This is a genomic window from Streptomyces sp. NPDC005774, from assembly GCF_042871645.1.
In the GTDB taxonomy this organism is placed as follows: domain Bacteria; phylum Actinomycetota; class Actinomycetes; order Streptomycetales; family Streptomycetaceae; genus Streptomyces; species Streptomyces pratens.
The window spans coordinates 1-15,241 of record NZ_JBIAIV010000013.1 but is presented as its reverse complement, the minus strand read 5'-3'; the positions used below and the strand labels follow the sequence as shown (position 1 = coordinate 15,241).

General features: G+C 70.6%; 12 protein-coding genes. 4 read left to right on the top strand and 8 right to left on the bottom strand.

What is annotated here, in order from left to right; genetic code table 11:
* Positions 1-157: 157 nt before the first annotated feature.
* From ACFYQA_RS14610 to ACFYQA_RS14600, 3 genes are all read right to left on the bottom strand, one after another.
* Positions 158-1,624 carry a hydrolase gene (locus ACFYQA_RS14610; protein WP_388916559.1) on the bottom strand — a complete coding sequence of 489 codons (1,467 nt, stop codon included), beginning with the start codon at positions 1,622-1,624 and terminating at the stop codon, positions 158-160.
* A gap of 510 nt (positions 1,625-2,134) precedes the next feature.
* Positions 2,135-2,710: a flavoprotein gene (locus ACFYQA_RS14605; RefSeq protein ID WP_388916556.1), complete on the bottom strand. Its 576-nt coding sequence runs from the start codon at positions 2,708-2,710 to the stop codon at positions 2,135-2,137.
* Positions 2,711-2,889: 179 nt separating this feature from the next.
* The gene (locus ACFYQA_RS14600) at positions 2,890-3,750 is read right to left on the bottom strand and encodes a sulfurtransferase (protein ID WP_388916553.1); all 861 of its coding nucleotides are present in this window, start codon (positions 3,748-3,750) and stop codon (positions 2,890-2,892) included.
* A gap of 342 nt (positions 3,751-4,092) precedes the next feature.
* Between ACFYQA_RS14600 and ACFYQA_RS14595 the strand changes: the two genes are divergently transcribed.
* On the top strand, positions 4,093-5,061 hold the full coding sequence (locus ACFYQA_RS14595; RefSeq protein WP_388916550.1) for an alpha/beta fold hydrolase: 969 nt from the start codon (positions 4,093-4,095) through the stop codon (positions 5,059-5,061).
* A 191-nt stretch (positions 5,062-5,252) separates the two neighbouring features.
* Here ACFYQA_RS14595 and ACFYQA_RS14590 read toward each other — a convergent pair whose 3' ends face one another.
* The 3 genes from ACFYQA_RS14590 to ACFYQA_RS14580 all read right to left on the bottom strand — a co-directional run bounded on the left by ACFYQA_RS14590 (position 5,253) and on the right by ACFYQA_RS14580 (position 7,848).
* Positions 5,253-5,903: a 3-oxoacid CoA-transferase subunit B gene (locus ACFYQA_RS14590; RefSeq protein ID WP_388916855.1), complete on the bottom strand. Its 651-nt coding sequence runs from the start codon at positions 5,901-5,903 to the stop codon at positions 5,253-5,255.
* Between the two features lie 71 nt (positions 5,904-5,974).
* Complete coding sequence (locus ACFYQA_RS14585) at positions 5,975-6,646, bottom strand: 3-oxoacid CoA-transferase subunit A (RefSeq protein ID WP_388916547.1); 672 nt, start codon at positions 6,644-6,646, stop codon at positions 5,975-5,977.
* A complete protein-coding gene (locus tag ACFYQA_RS14580; RefSeq protein WP_388916544.1) occupies positions 6,643-7,848 on the bottom strand; it encodes a thiolase family protein in 1,206 nt (401 codons plus the stop codon). The genes ACFYQA_RS14585 and ACFYQA_RS14580 overlap by 4 nt, the downstream gene beginning before the upstream one ends.
* Positions 7,849-7,932: 84 nt before the next feature.
* Between ACFYQA_RS14580 and ACFYQA_RS14575 the strand changes: the two genes are divergently transcribed.
* The 3 genes from ACFYQA_RS14575 (at position 7,933) to ACFYQA_RS14565 (ending at position 13,595) form a co-directional block, all read left to right on the top strand.
* The gene (locus tag ACFYQA_RS14575; RefSeq protein WP_388916541.1) at positions 7,933-8,817 is read left to right on the top strand and encodes a LysR family transcriptional regulator; all 885 of its coding nucleotides are present in this window, start codon (positions 7,933-7,935) and stop codon (positions 8,815-8,817) included.
* 626 nt (positions 8,818-9,443) lie between these two features.
* Positions 9,444-12,134: a SpoIIE family protein phosphatase gene (locus ACFYQA_RS14570; RefSeq protein ID WP_388916852.1), complete on the top strand. Its 2,691-nt coding sequence runs from the start codon at positions 9,444-9,446 to the stop codon at positions 12,132-12,134.
* 414 nt (positions 12,135-12,548) lie between these two features.
* A complete protein-coding gene (locus tag ACFYQA_RS14565) occupies positions 12,549-13,595 on the top strand; it encodes a PHB depolymerase family esterase (protein ID WP_388916538.1) in 1,047 nt (348 codons plus the stop codon).
* A 427-nt stretch (positions 13,596-14,022) separates the two neighbouring features.
* Here the strand turns inward: ACFYQA_RS14565 and ACFYQA_RS14560 are convergent, their stop codons facing one another.
* Together ACFYQA_RS14560 and ACFYQA_RS14555 are read right to left on the bottom strand one after the other, a co-directional pair.
* Positions 14,023-14,244, bottom strand: coding sequence for a helix-turn-helix transcriptional regulator (locus ACFYQA_RS14560; RefSeq protein ID WP_055595213.1), 222 nt, complete (start codon positions 14,242-14,244; stop codon positions 14,023-14,025).
* A complete protein-coding gene (locus ACFYQA_RS14555; protein ID WP_388916535.1) occupies positions 14,244-14,735 on the bottom strand; it encodes a DUF2975 domain-containing protein in 492 nt (163 codons plus the stop codon). Before ACFYQA_RS14555 ends, ACFYQA_RS14560 begins: the two co-directional genes overlap by 1 nt.
* Positions 14,736-15,241: the final 506 nt, after the last annotated feature.

The following is a 15,241-nucleotide window of genomic DNA, read 5'->3' as shown; positions in this document are numbered from 1 at the left end:
CCCTCGCGTCCGCAGCCCGGTCGAACCACCCCGGCGGAGAACGTCAGCCCCGTCAGCCCCTCGCGCTACGGGCGATGCGGTACACCACGTTCGGACGCGGCGGCCCTGCGGGCTCGGTGGGATCGTCCTTTGGGCAGTGGCCGGTGGACGGTTCGGATCACACCGTGAGCTTGACCGCTTCGATCCACGAGTCGTTGTCCTGGGTGCCGACGTAGGTGAACTCGTACCCGGTCCCGGGCTCGTCACACGCCAGGCTGAGCCAGGCGTCCTTGTGGACGTAGGCGGACTGGCAGACGGTGCCGGCGCCACGGTCGACGCTGACGGTGAACCCCAGCATGTCCGGGGCGTCCTCCTCGGTACTGCCGATGTAGTTGTCGATGCCGTCGGCGGCGTCCGTCCACGGCGCGGGGCGGTGCCCCTTGCCGTCGGTCGAGGCGGGGTTGTGGACGGAGGGGGCGCCGGATGTGAGCTTGGTTCCGGACACGGCGATGTTGACGGCCTTGAGCGGCGTCCCCGCGCCCGCCGTGCCCGCTGTCTCGCCGTCGCACACGGCGTCGGTCCAGCCCTGGCCCGCCGCATAGACCCGGTAGCAGATGTGCCGTCCGCTCGGATCCTGCGCGGCCAGTTGCTGGACGGCGATCGCCGCGGTCCTCTCCGGCGCCTTGGTCTCCTTCTCCTCGGAACCACCACCCTCCGCCCCGGCTCCGTCTCCCTCTCCGGCTCCGTCTCCGTCTCCGGCTCCGCCGGCCTGCTGTGTCTCGGTCGCGGCCGGGGGTGCCGCGACGCCGGCGGACGGGGCCTTCGGCGCCTCGGGGGCCGGTGAGAGAGCGGGCGGCGGCAGCGTGCCGGCGCCGGCTTCCTGGAGCCTTTCGGTGGCGACGCTGCGGACCTCGGGCTTGTAAGTGATCCACAGCATCACGAACGCGATCGCCAGCGCCATGAAGACACTGAGGAAGACCGCCAGCCAGCGCGGCAGGAAACCCCGCTGCACGTACGTGCCCTCCACGTCCAGCGGCGTCACACCCGACCGCTGCACCGCCAGGGTGTAGGGCCGGTGCTCCGCCGACCCGAACCAGATGATCTGCCGCGGTTTCAGCGTCGTCTTCACGAACGCCGCACGGCCCGGCTCGATCTGCACATTGCTCGGATGAATGTCGTACGACAACTGATCACCGTTGTCACTGCCACTGAGCGACGCGGTCACCCTCGTATTACCGAGGTTGTCCACCGCCAGCTTCGGACGACCCCGCAACCGCCCCTTCACCGTCGGCGGCACCAACTCCGCCCGCACTTCCGTGAACGGGGTAATGGTGAGGTTCCCCTCCGGAACCGTCGTCGCCTCCGGATGCTCCGTCGGCGTGATCCGCACCGCGTACGGATGCGGCCCCGCCGCCGCGTCCGACGTACGCGGCGGAGCGAACGTCAGATCCACCGTCCCCGTCGTCCCCGGATACAACCGCAGCGACCGAGGCTCCACCCGCGCCCACGGCGCAAGATCACCCACCGCCTCGAAGCGGTACTCCTCCACCACGTCACCGGTGTTGCGCAGACGCAGCCGCACAGTCGTACTACCACCCGGGTCCACGGTCGTGGAGGCGGGCTCGAGGGAAGTCCAGAGGCTCACTCCCGGACGTTAAACGCAGCAATGGCGCCGAGTCAGGAAGCTACGGGGCACGATGAGTGCCCGAAGAGGCCGTACCGGCTGCCCCCGCTCCCGGTGGGCGTTCGCGGCTCCTCCGTTCCTCGTGTCACCCTCCCTCGGGACCACCGAGCTGCACACCGCCGCCCTCGGAGCCGGTCCCCTCGCTGCCTGCTCCGTCGTACGGAGCCACCGTCGGCCGGCACGGTTACCGACAGGACTTCAGACGACTGCCCCGCCCAGGTTCCTGCTCGGTCCCGCCCGGCACCTGGTTCACTCCGTGCCTCCCCCACCGAATCGCTCATGCGCTCTCGACCAGCCGGAGGACAGACCCGTCGGAGTCATCGGAGCCGAGACAGCGGCCGCAGACTGCGGCCGGGCTTCACTGTCCTCTTCCGGTCCGTCTGGGGGACGGGCCGCCGGCTCTCCCGCTGACGTGCGTTGATACAGGCCTCGGCCTGGACGGACGGCAAGAGGCCGGTCCGATCGCGGCGCCTACGCAGCCGGCCCGGGTTCCAGGAGGTCCAGCGCCTCCGTCCAGCGGAAGCGGTCGGCGCCTCCCACGGTCTTCGGTCGGTGCGGTTCGTGCGAGCCGATCAGAACACCCATCCCGGTCAGCCGTTCCAGACTCTGCCGGTAGGCCGGGTGGGCGGCTTGGGCCGCGTTGAGATACGGCAGGACGGCGATGGGGACGCCCATGCCGTACGCCTCGCACAGGATGCCCAGGGCCAGCGTGTCGGAGATACCGGCGGCCCACTTGTTGACCGTGTTGAACGTGGCCGGGGCCACGGCGATCGCGTCCGCGGGAGGGAGGGGGCGGGCCTCTCCGGGCTTGCGCCAGGCGGACCGGATCGGATAGCCGGTCTGCGCCTCGATCGCTTCCGTGTCGAGGAGTCCCAGTCCCTGCGGGGTGGCCACGACCCCGACATCCCAGCCCCGTTGCCGCGCGGCGGTGATCAGCGTGCCGACCTCGCCGGCTATCCCGCTCGCGCAGACGACGACGTACAGGAAGGGCTTCTTGTCCGAGGCGGACGGGACGGACAGGGTGGTCGGAGCGATCGGCTCGGTCACGCGGGAACTCCCGGTCGGCGGCTGAAGTGGCGCGGTCCGGGCAGGATACGGCGGCGACCGAGGGCGCTGGGGTCGGCGGTGGATCCGCGATGAGCACCCGACCGCCCGGCAGAACCCCCGGACAGCGCAGGTCCGGGGGTGTCCGGGCGAGCCGGGGGTGTCCGGGCGAGCCGGGACCGTCAGTCGGTTTCGAGGGGGAGGGCCGGGTCGGCGGCCCACTCGGTGAGGGAGCCGTCGTAGATCGCGACGTCGGGGCGGCCGAGGACAGCGAGGTGGAAGGCCAGGCCCGTGGCGGCGATACCGCTGCCGCAGTACGTGATGACCTTCTTGGACTCGTCCAGGGCGCCGGCGTCGTCGAAGAGCCCGCGGACCTCGTCCGGGCCACGGAAGCGGCCGTCGGATTCGGCGAGTTCGGGGAACGGAACGTTCGTGCTGGACGGGATACGGCCCGGCCGGGCGTAGGTCTGGCGGGTGCCCGCGAAGGTCGGCCGGTCGAGGGAGTTCACCAGCTGGGTGCCGGGGTCCTTTATCGCGGCGAGGACCGCGTCCTTGTCGGCGTACAGCTCGGGACGGCGGTTCGCGGTGAACACGGCGGGCTCGTTGGACTCCACGCCGCTCTTGACCTCGTGGCCCGCCCCGGTCCAGGCGGGGAGGCCGCCGTTCAGCACCGACACGTCGTCGAAGCCCTCGTAGCGCAGGTTCCACCACAGCCGGGTGGCCCAGATGTTCGGGCCCTGGTCGTAGATGACCACGTGCGTGCCGGGGCCGACGCCGAGAGCGCCGAGCCGGGCGGCGAACGTCTCGCTGTCGAGCGCGGTGAACGTGGTGGCCGCGCCGGGGTCCGCGAGGTCGTTCAGCAGGTCGGCGAAGACGGCGCCGGGTATGTGGGCCTTCTCGTACGCCTGGCGGCCCGACTCGACGTCGTAGTAGCCGTCGCCTTCGGGCTGGGTGAGGAAGGTGGTCGCGTCCAGGATCCGGATCGCGGGGTCCCCGAGGCGCTCGTGCAACCAGGCCGGGTCCACCAGCAGGGGGTGAGACATGTGTGTTTCCTTTTCTCGCATTCCTACGGACCCCGGCAAAACACCGAGGTGTCCTACAAACGTACCTGTTTGAGAAGCATGTCTCAGTAGGTGGACATCCGGGTGGTTCGGGGGCCTCTCGGGCCGAGGCCTCGACGGCTGCCTTGAGGGGCCGGTCCATGTCTGCGGTGACCTCGGAGCGAGTGGTGCGGGGCCGGGCATGCGCGTCAGGAAGTGCTCACACCTGCCGGTGCGATCTTCACTCGACCGGACCAGTTCGCAGTGCCGCACCAGCCGGTGGAACGCAGTGTCGTCGTGCAGTCATTCCTCTCGGCCAGTCATTCCCCTCGAGAAAGAGTGGTTATGGAGCACATACGGCACGCCGCCCGGCGGGCACTTCCCCTGGCCGTTTTCCTCCCCGCCGCGGCTCTGGCAGCCGCCGGCCCGTCCGCGGCCTCCGAGAGCGGCGGTGGGGCCGGGCCCCATGAGGGCACCAAGCCGACCGTCGTACTGGTGCACGGCGCCTGGGCGGACGCCTCGGGCTGGAACAAGGTCGTTCGGAGCCTCCAGGCCGAGGGCTATCCGGTGGTCGCCCCCGCGAACCCGCTGCGCAGCCTCTCCGGCGACTCCGACTACCTCGCCGCCCTGCTCAAGACGATCAAGGGCCCCCTCGTCCTCGTCGGTCACTCCTACGGCGGTTCGGTGATCACCAACGCGGCGGCCGGCAACCCGAACGTCACGTCCCTCGTGTACGTCGCGGGGTTCGCCCCGGACAAGGGCGAGACGGCTCTGCAGCTGGTCGCCAAGCACCCCGGCAGTCATCTGACGGACGACCCCCGGGCTCCCGTCCCCACCGCGCTGGACGCCGTGCCGCTCGGCGGCGGCCCCGACGATGTCGACCTGTACATCAAGCCGGACAAATTCAGCGACGTCTTCCTGAGCAACCGGCTCGACGCGGCCCGGGCGAACGCCCTGGCCGCCTCACAGCGGCCCGCGAACGTGGCCACGAACACCCAGCCGAGCAAGGGGGCCGCCTGGAAGACGATCCCCTCGTGGTACCTCGTAGCCACCGACGACCGCACGATCGGTACCGAGAACCTGCGCTTCATGGCGAAGCGGGCGGGCTCGACCACCGTCGAGGTCGACGCCCCGCACGCCGTACTGGAGACCGATCCGGGCGACGTCACCGACCTGATCCTGCAGGCCGCGCACGGCTCGCGCCCCGGTCTCGCCAGGACCGGCGCGAGTGGGCAGGCCGCGATCCTCGGCGGCGCGGCGGTCCTCGCGGTGGCCGGGGGCACCGCCTTGGTCGTGCGGTCCCGCCGCACCTGAGGCGGCCGCCGAAGATCTCCCCGGAGCTTGCGGAGGACGAGGAGGCGTCGACGTCCACGCTTCTCCGGCCGGGGTCCCGCTCCCGTCCGCAGAAGCGTGGACGTCGCGATGCCCGGGAACGTACTGATGGCCTGCCCGCTGACCGCGGGCAGGCCATCAGTACGTTCCCGGGCGGGCCGTCGGCCCGTGTCTCACGCCTCCGGCGCGAGCAGCGGCATGTCGAGGCGGCCGGCGAGTTCGTCCAGCGTGGTGCCGAAGGTCTGGGCGACCCGCAGGCCCTGGGGGGTGATGTCGAACACCGCCTGGTCCGTGTAGACGCGGTCGACGCAGCGCAGCCCGGTGAGCGGGTAGGTGCATTCGGGCACCAGCTTGGGGGCGCCGGTCTTGGTGAAGAGGGTCATCATGACGAAGACCTTCTTGGCGCCGATCGCCAGGTCCATGGCACCGCCGACGGCGGGGATGGCGTCGGGTGCTCCGGTGTGCCAGTTGGCGAGGTCGCCGGTGGCGGAGACCTGGAACGCGCCCATGACGCAGATGTCCAGATGGCCGCCGCGCATCATCGCGAACGAGTCGGCGTGGTGGAAGTAGGCGGCTCCGGGCAGTTCGGTCACCGGGACCTTGCCCGCGTTGGTCAGGTCGGGGTCGACCTCGCCCTCCTTCGCGGCGGGCCCCATGTTGAGCATGCCGTTCTCGGTGTGGAGGACCACCCCGGAGTCGGCGGGCAGGTGGTCGGCGACGAGGGTCGGCTGTCCGATGCCCAGGTTGACGACGGCGCCCTGGGGGATGTCGCGCGCCACGAGGGCGGCCATGGCGTGCTTGCTCAGCGGGCCCTGGCCGTTCATGGCATCTCGGCCGTTCGTCGCACCTTGGCCGTTCGTCGCACCTTGGTCGTTCGTCACTCGGCTGGTCGCGTTCATGCGGGGTCGGCCTCCTTCACCACACGGTCGACGTAGATGCCGGGGGTCACCACGGTTTCGGGATCGATGTCGCCGGTCTCGACGATCTCCCGGACCTGCGCGATCACCGTGGTCGCGGCGGTGGCCATGACCGGTCCGAAGTTGCGGGCGGTCCTGCGGTAGACGAGGTTGCCCATGCGGTCGGCGCGGTGGGCGCCGATCAGCGCGACGTCGCCCTTGATCGGGTACTCCAGCACGTAGGTGCGGCCGTCGATCTCGCGGGTCTCCTTGCCCTCCGTGAGGAGCGTGCCGACTCCGGTGGGGCAGAAGAAGGCGCCGATGCCGGCCCCGGCCGCCCTCATGCGTTCCGCGAGGTTGCCCTGGGGGACCACCTCGAGTTCGATCCGGCCCGCCCGGTAGAGGTCGTCGAACACCCAGGAGTCCGCCTGGCGCGGGAAGGAGCAGATCACCTTGCGGACCCGGCCCTTGGCCAGCAGCGCGGCGAGTCCGGTGTCGCCGTTGCCGGCGTTGTTGGACACGACGGTGAGGTCCTTGGCGCCCTGGCGTATGAGGGCGTCGATCAGGTCGACCGGCATGCCGGCCATTCCGAACCCTCCGACGAGCACGGTCGAGCCGTCCTCGGTCCCGGCCACCGCCTCGTCGGCGTGGTCGCACAGCAGGGTGGTCATCGGTTGCCTCCCGAGACGTTCTCCAGGACCACGGCGAGCGCCTGGCCGACTCCGATACAGATGGCGGCGACGCCCCACCGCTGCCCCGACTCCTTCAGCCGGTGGGCCAGGGTGCCCAGGAGCCTGCCGCCGGAGGCGCCCAAGGGGTGGCCGAGCGCGATCGCGCCGCCCTTGGCGTTGACGATCTCCGGGTCGACGTCCCAGGCGTCCACGCAGGCCAGCGACTGGACGGCGAAGGCTTCGTTGAGTTCGACGGCGGCGATGTCGGACCAGGTGATCCCGGCGCCCTTCAGGGCCCGGTTCGCCGCTTCCACGGGGGCGTAGCCGAACATCTGCGGGTCCAGCGCGGACACGCCCCGGCCGGCGATGCGGGCGACGGGGTCGGTGCCGATGCGCGCGGCGGCCTCGCCCGAACCGAGGAGCACCGCGGAGGCGCCGTCGCTCAGCGGGGAGGCGTTGCCGGCGGTGATGACGCCGTCGGGGCGGAAGACGGGCTTGAGCCCGGCGAGCTTCTCTGCGGTCGAGCCGGGGCGGATCCCCTCGTCCCGGGTGACGGTCGTGCCCTTGCGGTCCGCGACGACGGGCACCACCAGGTCGTCGTAGAAGCCGGTGTTCCAGGCGTCGTCGGCGAGGTTGTGGGAGCGGGCGGCGAAGGCGTCCTGCCGCTCGCGGGCGATGGTGAAGCGGTCGCCCAGTTCCTCGTTCGCCTCGCCCAGGGAGACGGTCCACTCCTTCGGCATGCGCTGGTTGACCAGCCGCCACCCGAGGGTGGTGGACACGGCGGTCACGTCCGCGGCGGGGAACGCGCGCGAGGGCTTGGGCAGGACCCAGGGCGCCCTGGTCATCGACTCGACGCCGCCGGTGAGCACGATGTCCACGTCGCCGGTCTCGATGGCGCGGGAGGCGATGACGGCGGCGTCCAGGGAGGATCCGCACAGCCGGTTGACGGTCGTGGCCGGGACCGAGGTGGGCAGGCCTGCGAGGAGGACGGCCATCCTGCCGACGTTGCGGTTGTCCTCGCCGGCGCCGTTGGCATTGCCCCAGACGACGTCGTCGATCTCCGCCGGGTCGAGCGCGGGGGTCTTGGCCAGGGCCCCGGTGACAGCCACCGCGGCGAGGTCGTCGGGCCGGACCTCGGCGAGGGCGCCCGAGAACTTGCCGAAGGGCGTTCTTGCTGCTGCGTAAAGGTAACTGTCGCTCACGCCTCCACCGTACGAGCGCTCGCTTCATCATGTCCAAGACCTAGTCGGCATCGATTCATAAGCAGCGCTTATAAACTGGGGTCCATGGAACTCCGTCAGCTCCGGTACTTCCTCGCCCTGGCCGAGGAGTGCCACTTCGGGCGCGCGGCCGCCCGCCTGCACGTGGCGCAGCCGGCTCTCTCCCAGCAGATCAAGCAGCTGGAGCGGGAGCTGGGCGTCCCGCTGTTCAACCGGTCCACCCGGCGCGTCGAGCCGACCGAGGCCGGCCGTCACCTCACCGACTACGCGCGCGCCCTCGTCACGGAGGAGGAACGCGCGCGGACCCACATGCGGGAGCTGGCCACCGGTCACGCGGGCCGGGTCTCCGTCGGCTTCATCGGCACGGCCACCTACGACGTCCTGCCGCGGGTCGCCCGCACCGTACGCGCGAAGCTGCCCAAGGTCACCCTGGACCTGCGGGGCGAGATCCTCACCCCCCGGCTCGTCGAGGGCCTGCTCACGGGCGTGTTCGACCTCGCCGTCCTGCGGGGCGCGGCGCCGAAGGAGAACATGCGCATCACGCCGTTGCGGTCCGAGCCGCTGGTGGCCGTACTGCCGTCCCACCACCGGCTGGCGGGCCTCCCGAGCGTCCCGCTGGAGGACCTGGCCGACGAGCCGTTCGTCATCCATCCCTCGCAGTCCCGGTCCTCGATGTACGACCGGGTCCTGTCCGCCTGCCGGCGGGCCGGTTTCCGGCCCTCCCCGCTCCTCGAGGTCGGCGAGACGGCCACCCTGGTCGTCCTCGTCGCGGCGGGACACGGCGTGGCCCTCGTACCGCAGTCGGTGCGGAGCCTGAGCCTCGAGGGCGTGACCTACGTACCGCTCACCGCCCCCGAGTCGGTCGAACTGGTACTGGCCCGGCGCACGCACCGCGTCTCGGCCGCGGTCGAGCAGGTCGCCTCGGTGATCGAGGACTGCGTCCGGGGCTGAGACGCACGGTCGGCAGGAGCAGGCCCCGCCCCTGAAGCGCCACCCGGGAGGGGCGCGCGGGGGCGTCTCACATCACGGCGCGCACCGCCCCGAGCGGCCGGCTCACGTCGCCCGACGCCCTGCGCACAGCCGCCGGACGCCCTGCGCGCATGAGCCGCTCCCGCCGCCCTCGGCGACCACCGCGCCGGCCACGACCGCGCTGCCCCTGCTCGGCGGCACCGGAGGGCCGCACCCGACCGGACCGAAGCGCCCCTGAGCGAGTACCGTTGACCCGTTCGCAAGAAATGCGCAGAACGTACGGGTTGAACCTTGTTTGCTCACAATGCCCTTAATGCCTCGTCTTCCGCGGGGCAGGTCCGGCTGGCGGGCGGTCCGGTGGACGGTGACCGCACCGGGACAACCCGTACATCGCCGCGGAGGAGGCGAACCAAGCAGTGACAGCAGATTCCCGTCGCCCTCCCGGTACGTCACCCCGCGGCTTCAGGGGCCTCGCCGCACGCAGGGCATCCGCCCGGCACCGGACCCGGGAGCGGGAACGGTCCGAGGACCAGCAGCCCAACCGGCCGGAGGACGGACAGCACAACCGGCGTGGCGACGGTCCCTGGCCGGCGCGGCCCCCGGGGCGGCTGCGGTCCCTGCTCCGGGTGCGGAGCGTGGCCGGTCAGGTGTTCGTGCTTCAGGTCCTGGTCGTGACCCTGATCATCACCGCCGCGCTGGTCGCCCTCGTGTTCCAGGCCCGGCGTGACAGCACCCACGAGGCCCAGACCCGGTCCCTGGCCATCGCCGCGACGTTCGCGAACTCCCCGCAGACGCTGACGGCGCTGACCGGTCCCGACCCCAGCAAGGTCCTGCAGCCGCTCTCCGAGCGGATCCAGCGGGCGACCGACGTGGACCTCGTCGTCGTGTACTCGAAGGCCGGGGTCCGCTACACGCACCCCGACCCCTCACTGGTCGGAAAGGCCGTCACCGGCCCGATCAGGCCGCCGGCCTCCCCCCGGACGCAGACCATCGAGACGGCCAAGGGGCGCTCGGTGGTCGGGTACTCCCCTGTCACCGAGCCCGACGGGACGCTGGTCGGCTCGGTGGGAGTCGGCATCACGGTCCACAAGGTGGCGGGCATGGCGGCCCAGCAGTTCCCGGTGATCCTGGGGGCCGCGGGCGTGACCCTGGCCATCTGCGCGGGCGGCACCGCTCTGGTGAGCCGACGGCTGTTGCGTCAGACCCACGGTCTCGGTCCGGTGGAGATGACCCGGATGTACGACCACCACGACGCGGTGCTGCACGCGGTGCGGGAGGGGGTGCTGATCGTAGGGGGTGACGGGCAGCTGGTGCTGGCCAACGACGAGGCGCGGCGGCTGCTGGATCTTCCGCCGGACGCGGAGCGGCGGCAGATCACCGACCTGGGGATGGACCCGGGCGTCGTCGAACTGCTTGCCTCGGAGCGGACGGCCACCGACGAGGTGCTCCTTACGCCCGACCGGTTGCTGGCGGTCAACAAGCGGCGCACGGTGCCCGGCAACGGGAGTACCGGGAGCGTGGTGACGCTCAGGGACACCACGGAGTTGCGGGCTCTGTCCGGTCGCGCCGAAGCCTCCCGGGAGCGCCTGAGCCTGCTCTACGACGCGGGGGCACGGATCGGCTCCTCCCTGGACGTGGAGCGCACCGCGCACGAACTGGCCGGGGTGGCGGTACCTCGCTTCGCCGACCTGGTCACCGTCGACCTGGCCGAGGAGGTGCTGCGCGGCGAGGAGCCGACCGGGCGGAACACCGTCATGCGGCGGGCCGGGCTGAGCACCATCCACGACGGTCTGCCGCTGATGGCGGTGGGCGAAACCGTTCGCTTCCCCGACGCCACGCCACAGGCACGGTGTGTGAAGAGCGGCCGCGCGGTGCTGGAGGCGGATCTGAGCACCGCCGAGGGATGGCGGACCCTGGCCCCCGACCGCGCGGAGGAGCTCCTGGGCCAGGGTTTCCATTCCCTGATCGCGGTACCGCTACGGGCTCGCGGCACGGTGCTGGGCTCGGTGGACTTCTGGCGCTCGGAGCAAGCGGAACCGTACGACGAGAGCGATGTGCTGTTCGCCGAGGAGCTGTCCGCCTGGGCCGCCGTGGCGCTGGACAACGCCCGCCGCTACACCCGCGAGCACGCGTTGGCGGTCACCCTGCAACGCAGTCTGCTGCCCCGCGACCTGCCGGACCTGAGCGCGCTGGAGGCGGCCCACCGCTATCTGCCGGCCCAGGCCGGAGTGGGCGGGGACTGGTTCGACGTCATCGAGCTGTCCGGCGCCCGGGTGGCACTGGTGGTCGGGGACGTGGTGGGACACGGTCTGCACGCGGCGGCCACCATGGGGCGGCTGCGGACCGCGGTGCACAACTTCGCCACCCTCGACCTCCCGCCGGACGAGCTGCTGGCCCGGGTGGACGACTTGGTGGCCCGGCTCGACCGGGAGCGGGCGGACCAGGGTGACGACGAGGGAATCATCGGGGCCACCTGCCTGTACGTCGTCTACGATCCGGCCTCCGGCACGTGCAGCGCGGCCCGGGCCGGCCACCCGCCGCCCGCCCTCGTCCGTCCGGACGGCACCGTGACCTTCCCCGACCTGCCCGCCGGTCCACTGCTGGGCCTGGGCGACCTGCCCTTCGAGAGCACGGAATTCGAGGTGCCCGAGGGAAGCCAGCTCGTCCTCTACACCGACGGGCTCATCGAGACCCGCGACCGGGACATCGACGTCGGTCTGGAGATCCTGCGTGGCGCGCTGTCCCATCCCGGCCGGACTCCCGAGCAGACCTGCGACGCGGTGCTCGACGCCCTCCTGCCGAACGGCGGGAACGACGACATCGCCCTGCTGGTCGCCCGCACCCGGGTGCTCGACCCCGAGCGGGTCGCCGGCTGGGACGTGTCCCCCGAAGCCGCCGCCGTGTCCGGCGTCCGCGCCGACGTCACCCGGCAGCTGGCGGCGTGGGACCTGACGGACGCGGGCTTCACGACCGAGCTCATCCTCAGCGAACTGGTCACCAACGCCATCCGGCACGGCACCGTCCCCATCCACGTCCGCCTGCTGCGGGACCGCCGCCTGATCTGCGAGGTTTCCGACGGCAGCAGCACCTCACCCCATCTGCGCCAGGCGGCGACCACGGACGAGGGCGGACGCGGCCTGTTCCTCGTCGCCCGCTACGCCGAACGCTGGGGCACCCGGTACACGCCGAACGGCAAGGTGATCTGGGCCGAGCAGCTGCTGAACGGCGAGGCGAGCGAACCCGACGCCGCCCTGACCGGCGACGACATCCTCGACCAGTGGTCCGACGCGGCCCTGTGACCGTTCCTGGAGCTGCACATATCGGTAAAGTCGGCGCAGTAGCGCCTCACCCACATCTGCTCAAAGCTCGGCATCCGCTCCCGCAGCGAACTCGCGGCCCGCTTCAAGGAACCGCACCCGCGTCCGCACCTGCCGTGGCTGGGCACGACCACCCGAAGCCCGCGTTGCCGGCAGGGGCTGTTGACTCTATTGGGCGGCCTCAGGATCGAAGCGCCGGCCACGACGGCGTGGCCCATGGTGAGCAGACGTGCGCCCTTCGCGCCGGCCGTCAGGACCAGTGTCTTTGAGCCACTTCGATTCGCTGTCGTATGTGTACCGCACACATCGCCAGTGTTCTCGTGTCGCCTCTACGGTTCCGCTACCACACGGACCGGCGCCCTTGGCCGGACCGCAAGTCCCAGGGAAGAGGTGCACATGATGCGAGCCCGTCAACGCGTCTTCTGGTGGTCCCCCACCTTGGTCCTCTCCGTCCTGGTGGCCCTGCTGACGTCGGCAGGTACCGCCCAGGCCGCCACTCTCCACACGGTTCCTCCGGTGTCGGGCAGTCTCACCGGCCACAACATATCCGGCGTGTACGTCTCCGGAATCTCCTCCGGGGGCTACATGGCCGGTCAACTGCACGTTGCCTACTCGCAGAAGATCAAAGGCGCGGCGATCTTCGGGGCGGGACCGTACTACTGCGCGCAGAACAACGTCTACCAAGCCCTCTACGGCTGTGGGGACAACGTCTACCCCACCTATCCGAGCACTCTGACCTCGAAGGCCTCCGCCTGGTCCTCCTACGGGTGGATCGACCCGGTCAGCAACCTGTCCGGCAGCCCCGTGTACCTCTACCAGGGCACGAACGACACCACGGTGAAGCCCTCGGTCGGCGATGCCGGGAAGGCCTTCTACCAGCACTTCGGCGCGAACGTGACCTACGACGACACCTCTGCGGCGGGGCATTCCTGGGTCACCCCGTACGGGCCGAACAGCTGCACCGCGAACAGCGCGCCGTACCTGAACGACTGCGGCACCGACCCCCAGAAAGCACTGCTGCAGAAGCTTTTCGGCTCGGTCTCCTCGCCCAACACCGGACCGCTGACGGGCAAGCTCGTCAAGTTCGGTCAGAGCACCCACGCCGTCAACGGAATGGCGAGCACCCTGAGCATGGGCAGCTCCGGGTTCGCCTATGTCCCCACGTCCTGTGATTCGGGGGCGAGCTGCCGCTTGATGGTTTCCCTGCACGGCTGCAAGCAGGGGTACGACAAGATCGGTACGACCTTCGTCGACCGCGCCAACCTCAACCAGTACGCCGACAACAACAAGATGATCGTCCTGTATCCGCAGGCCACGTCGTCCTATGTGAACCCCAACGGGTGCTGGGACTGGTGGGGTTACCTCGGCGCCACCAACTACCCCATCCAGGGCGGCGCCCAGGTCGAGACCATCATGAACATGGTCACCGCACTCGGCGGATGAGGCTCACGCGCCGGGGCGGGCCAGTACCGCAGGACCACCCCGGCGCGCTTTCCCCCTCGCAGTAAGCGACTCTTTCGGGCATCTTAGGATTCGAAGGACACCGTCGCCGATCGCCCGGGACACTGCGGGAGTTCAGTCAAGCCCCGCTCGACTCCCCGAGGTGATCGGCGTCCGTCCGTCCCCGGCCCAGGGGGCTGCCTCCCATGGACGAACCCCCGCCCTTCCGCGCTGGAAGGACGGGGGCTTGCGGTGGGGGCACGTTCGCAGGCCGCGATCGTCGACCAGGACGGTGCGGTGCAGGTCAACCGGAATCCGACCAAGGGGGTTGGGGCGGCGCTGCGGGTGATCGGCGATCCACGTCCATGCGGTCCACGTGCCGTGTTACGGGCCGGTGGCGCCAAACGTTTTCACGCCCGCCCTGGGCGTGTCATCCGCCCGCGGCATCCTCGGCCTCCCAGCGCAGCAAGTCGCCCGGCTGGCAATTGAGCACCTCGCAGAGCGCGGCGAGCGTCGCGAAGCGCACCGCCTTGGCGCGGCCGTTCTTGAGTACCGCCAGGTTGGCGGGCGTGATGCCTACGCGGTCTGCGAGCTCGCCCACGGACATCTTCCGCCTGGCCAGCATCACGTCGATGTCGACGACGATCGGCATCAGATCACCTCGTCCAACTCGGCCTGCATCTGTGCCGCTTCGACGTCGCGCGCGACGGCCTGGGCGAGCAGCATCCGCAGCACGAGCACGATGAGCGCGACCCCCAGGATGGCCACGCCAACCCCACCCATGATGACGGTGACGCCCGGATCGTCCCGCTGGCCCGGCGCATTGAGGGCCGTGACCGCGAACCATACGAGGGCAGCCGCCACGATCGCGCCGATCACGCCATCCACGTACCGGAAGGCGGTGTGGGAGAACACGGTTCCGCGTCGCACCATCGTCACCAGCCGCCATACGCAGACCAGGGCGACCTGGACCGACACCATGCCCAGGATCGTGATCACGCGCAGCGGGGTCAGCGGGAGCGATCCGTCCTCCGGGTCGCTCCCGCTGACCAACGCCCACACCATCCCTGCCTGTACGAACACGGTGCCGACGAGCACCACCACGAGCACGGCGCGCAGCGCACCCACTGTCAGTTTTCCCACGACCCAACCTTCCATCGAGTTGCGATGGGAATCTATCGAATTTCGATAGGTAAAGCAAGAGCTGGGGGCGGAGAGCGGGCGGCGGCTTCGCATCGTGGCGGGACGCCGCCGCCCCTCCAGTGGCATGGCGTTCGCGCGAACCGTCTTGATCTTGTCGAAGCCGGCGTCGCTTGAACACAAGACGGATGCCACCCGACTACGCCGAAGCCCTGGCCGTGGCAGGCACGGATGTACCCGGTCGAACCACACCGGCCGCCGTCTACAAGAGCCGCTCCTTTGTCCGCAGCGCGCCCATCCGCTCACGCTTCCCCGTTCACGCGATGGCCTTCCACGGGACCTCCCCCCGGGTGGTGGACACCCTGACCTCCGGCCCCGGTGGGGGCCGGGAGAGGGTGACCGATTATGGTGATGAAGGTCTATTCGCCCGAGTTCAGGGCCGACGCCGTGGCCCTGTTCCATTCGGAGCCGGATCTCACGATCGCGCAGACCGCGCGTGACCTGGGGAT

Excerpts from the sequence above, each read along its gene's own strand:
- ACFYQA_RS14600 (WP_388916553.1), bottom strand. The coding sequence starts at position 3,750 with ATGTCTCACCCCCTGCTGGTGGACCCGGCCTGGTTGCACGAGCGCCTC.
- ACFYQA_RS14565 (WP_388916538.1), top strand. The coding sequence starts at position 12,549 with ATGATGCGAGCCCGTCAACGCGTCTTCTGGTGGTCCCCCACCTTGGTC.
- ACFYQA_RS14585 (WP_388916547.1), bottom strand. The coding sequence starts at position 6,646 with ATGACCACCCTGCTGTGCGACCACGCCGACGAGGCGGTGGCCGGGACC.
- ACFYQA_RS14595 (WP_388916550.1), top strand. The coding sequence starts at position 4,093 with ATGGAGCACATACGGCACGCCGCCCGGCGGGCACTTCCCCTGGCCGTT.
- ACFYQA_RS14590 (WP_388916855.1), bottom strand. The coding sequence starts at position 5,903 with ATGAACGGCCAGGGCCCGCTGAGCAAGCACGCCATGGCCGCCCTCGTG.
- ACFYQA_RS14575 (WP_388916541.1), top strand. The coding sequence starts at position 7,933 with ATGGAACTCCGTCAGCTCCGGTACTTCCTCGCCCTGGCCGAGGAGTGC.
- ACFYQA_RS14560 (WP_055595213.1), bottom strand. The coding sequence starts at position 14,244 with ATGCCGATCGTCGTCGACATCGACGTGATGCTGGCCAGGCGGAAGATG.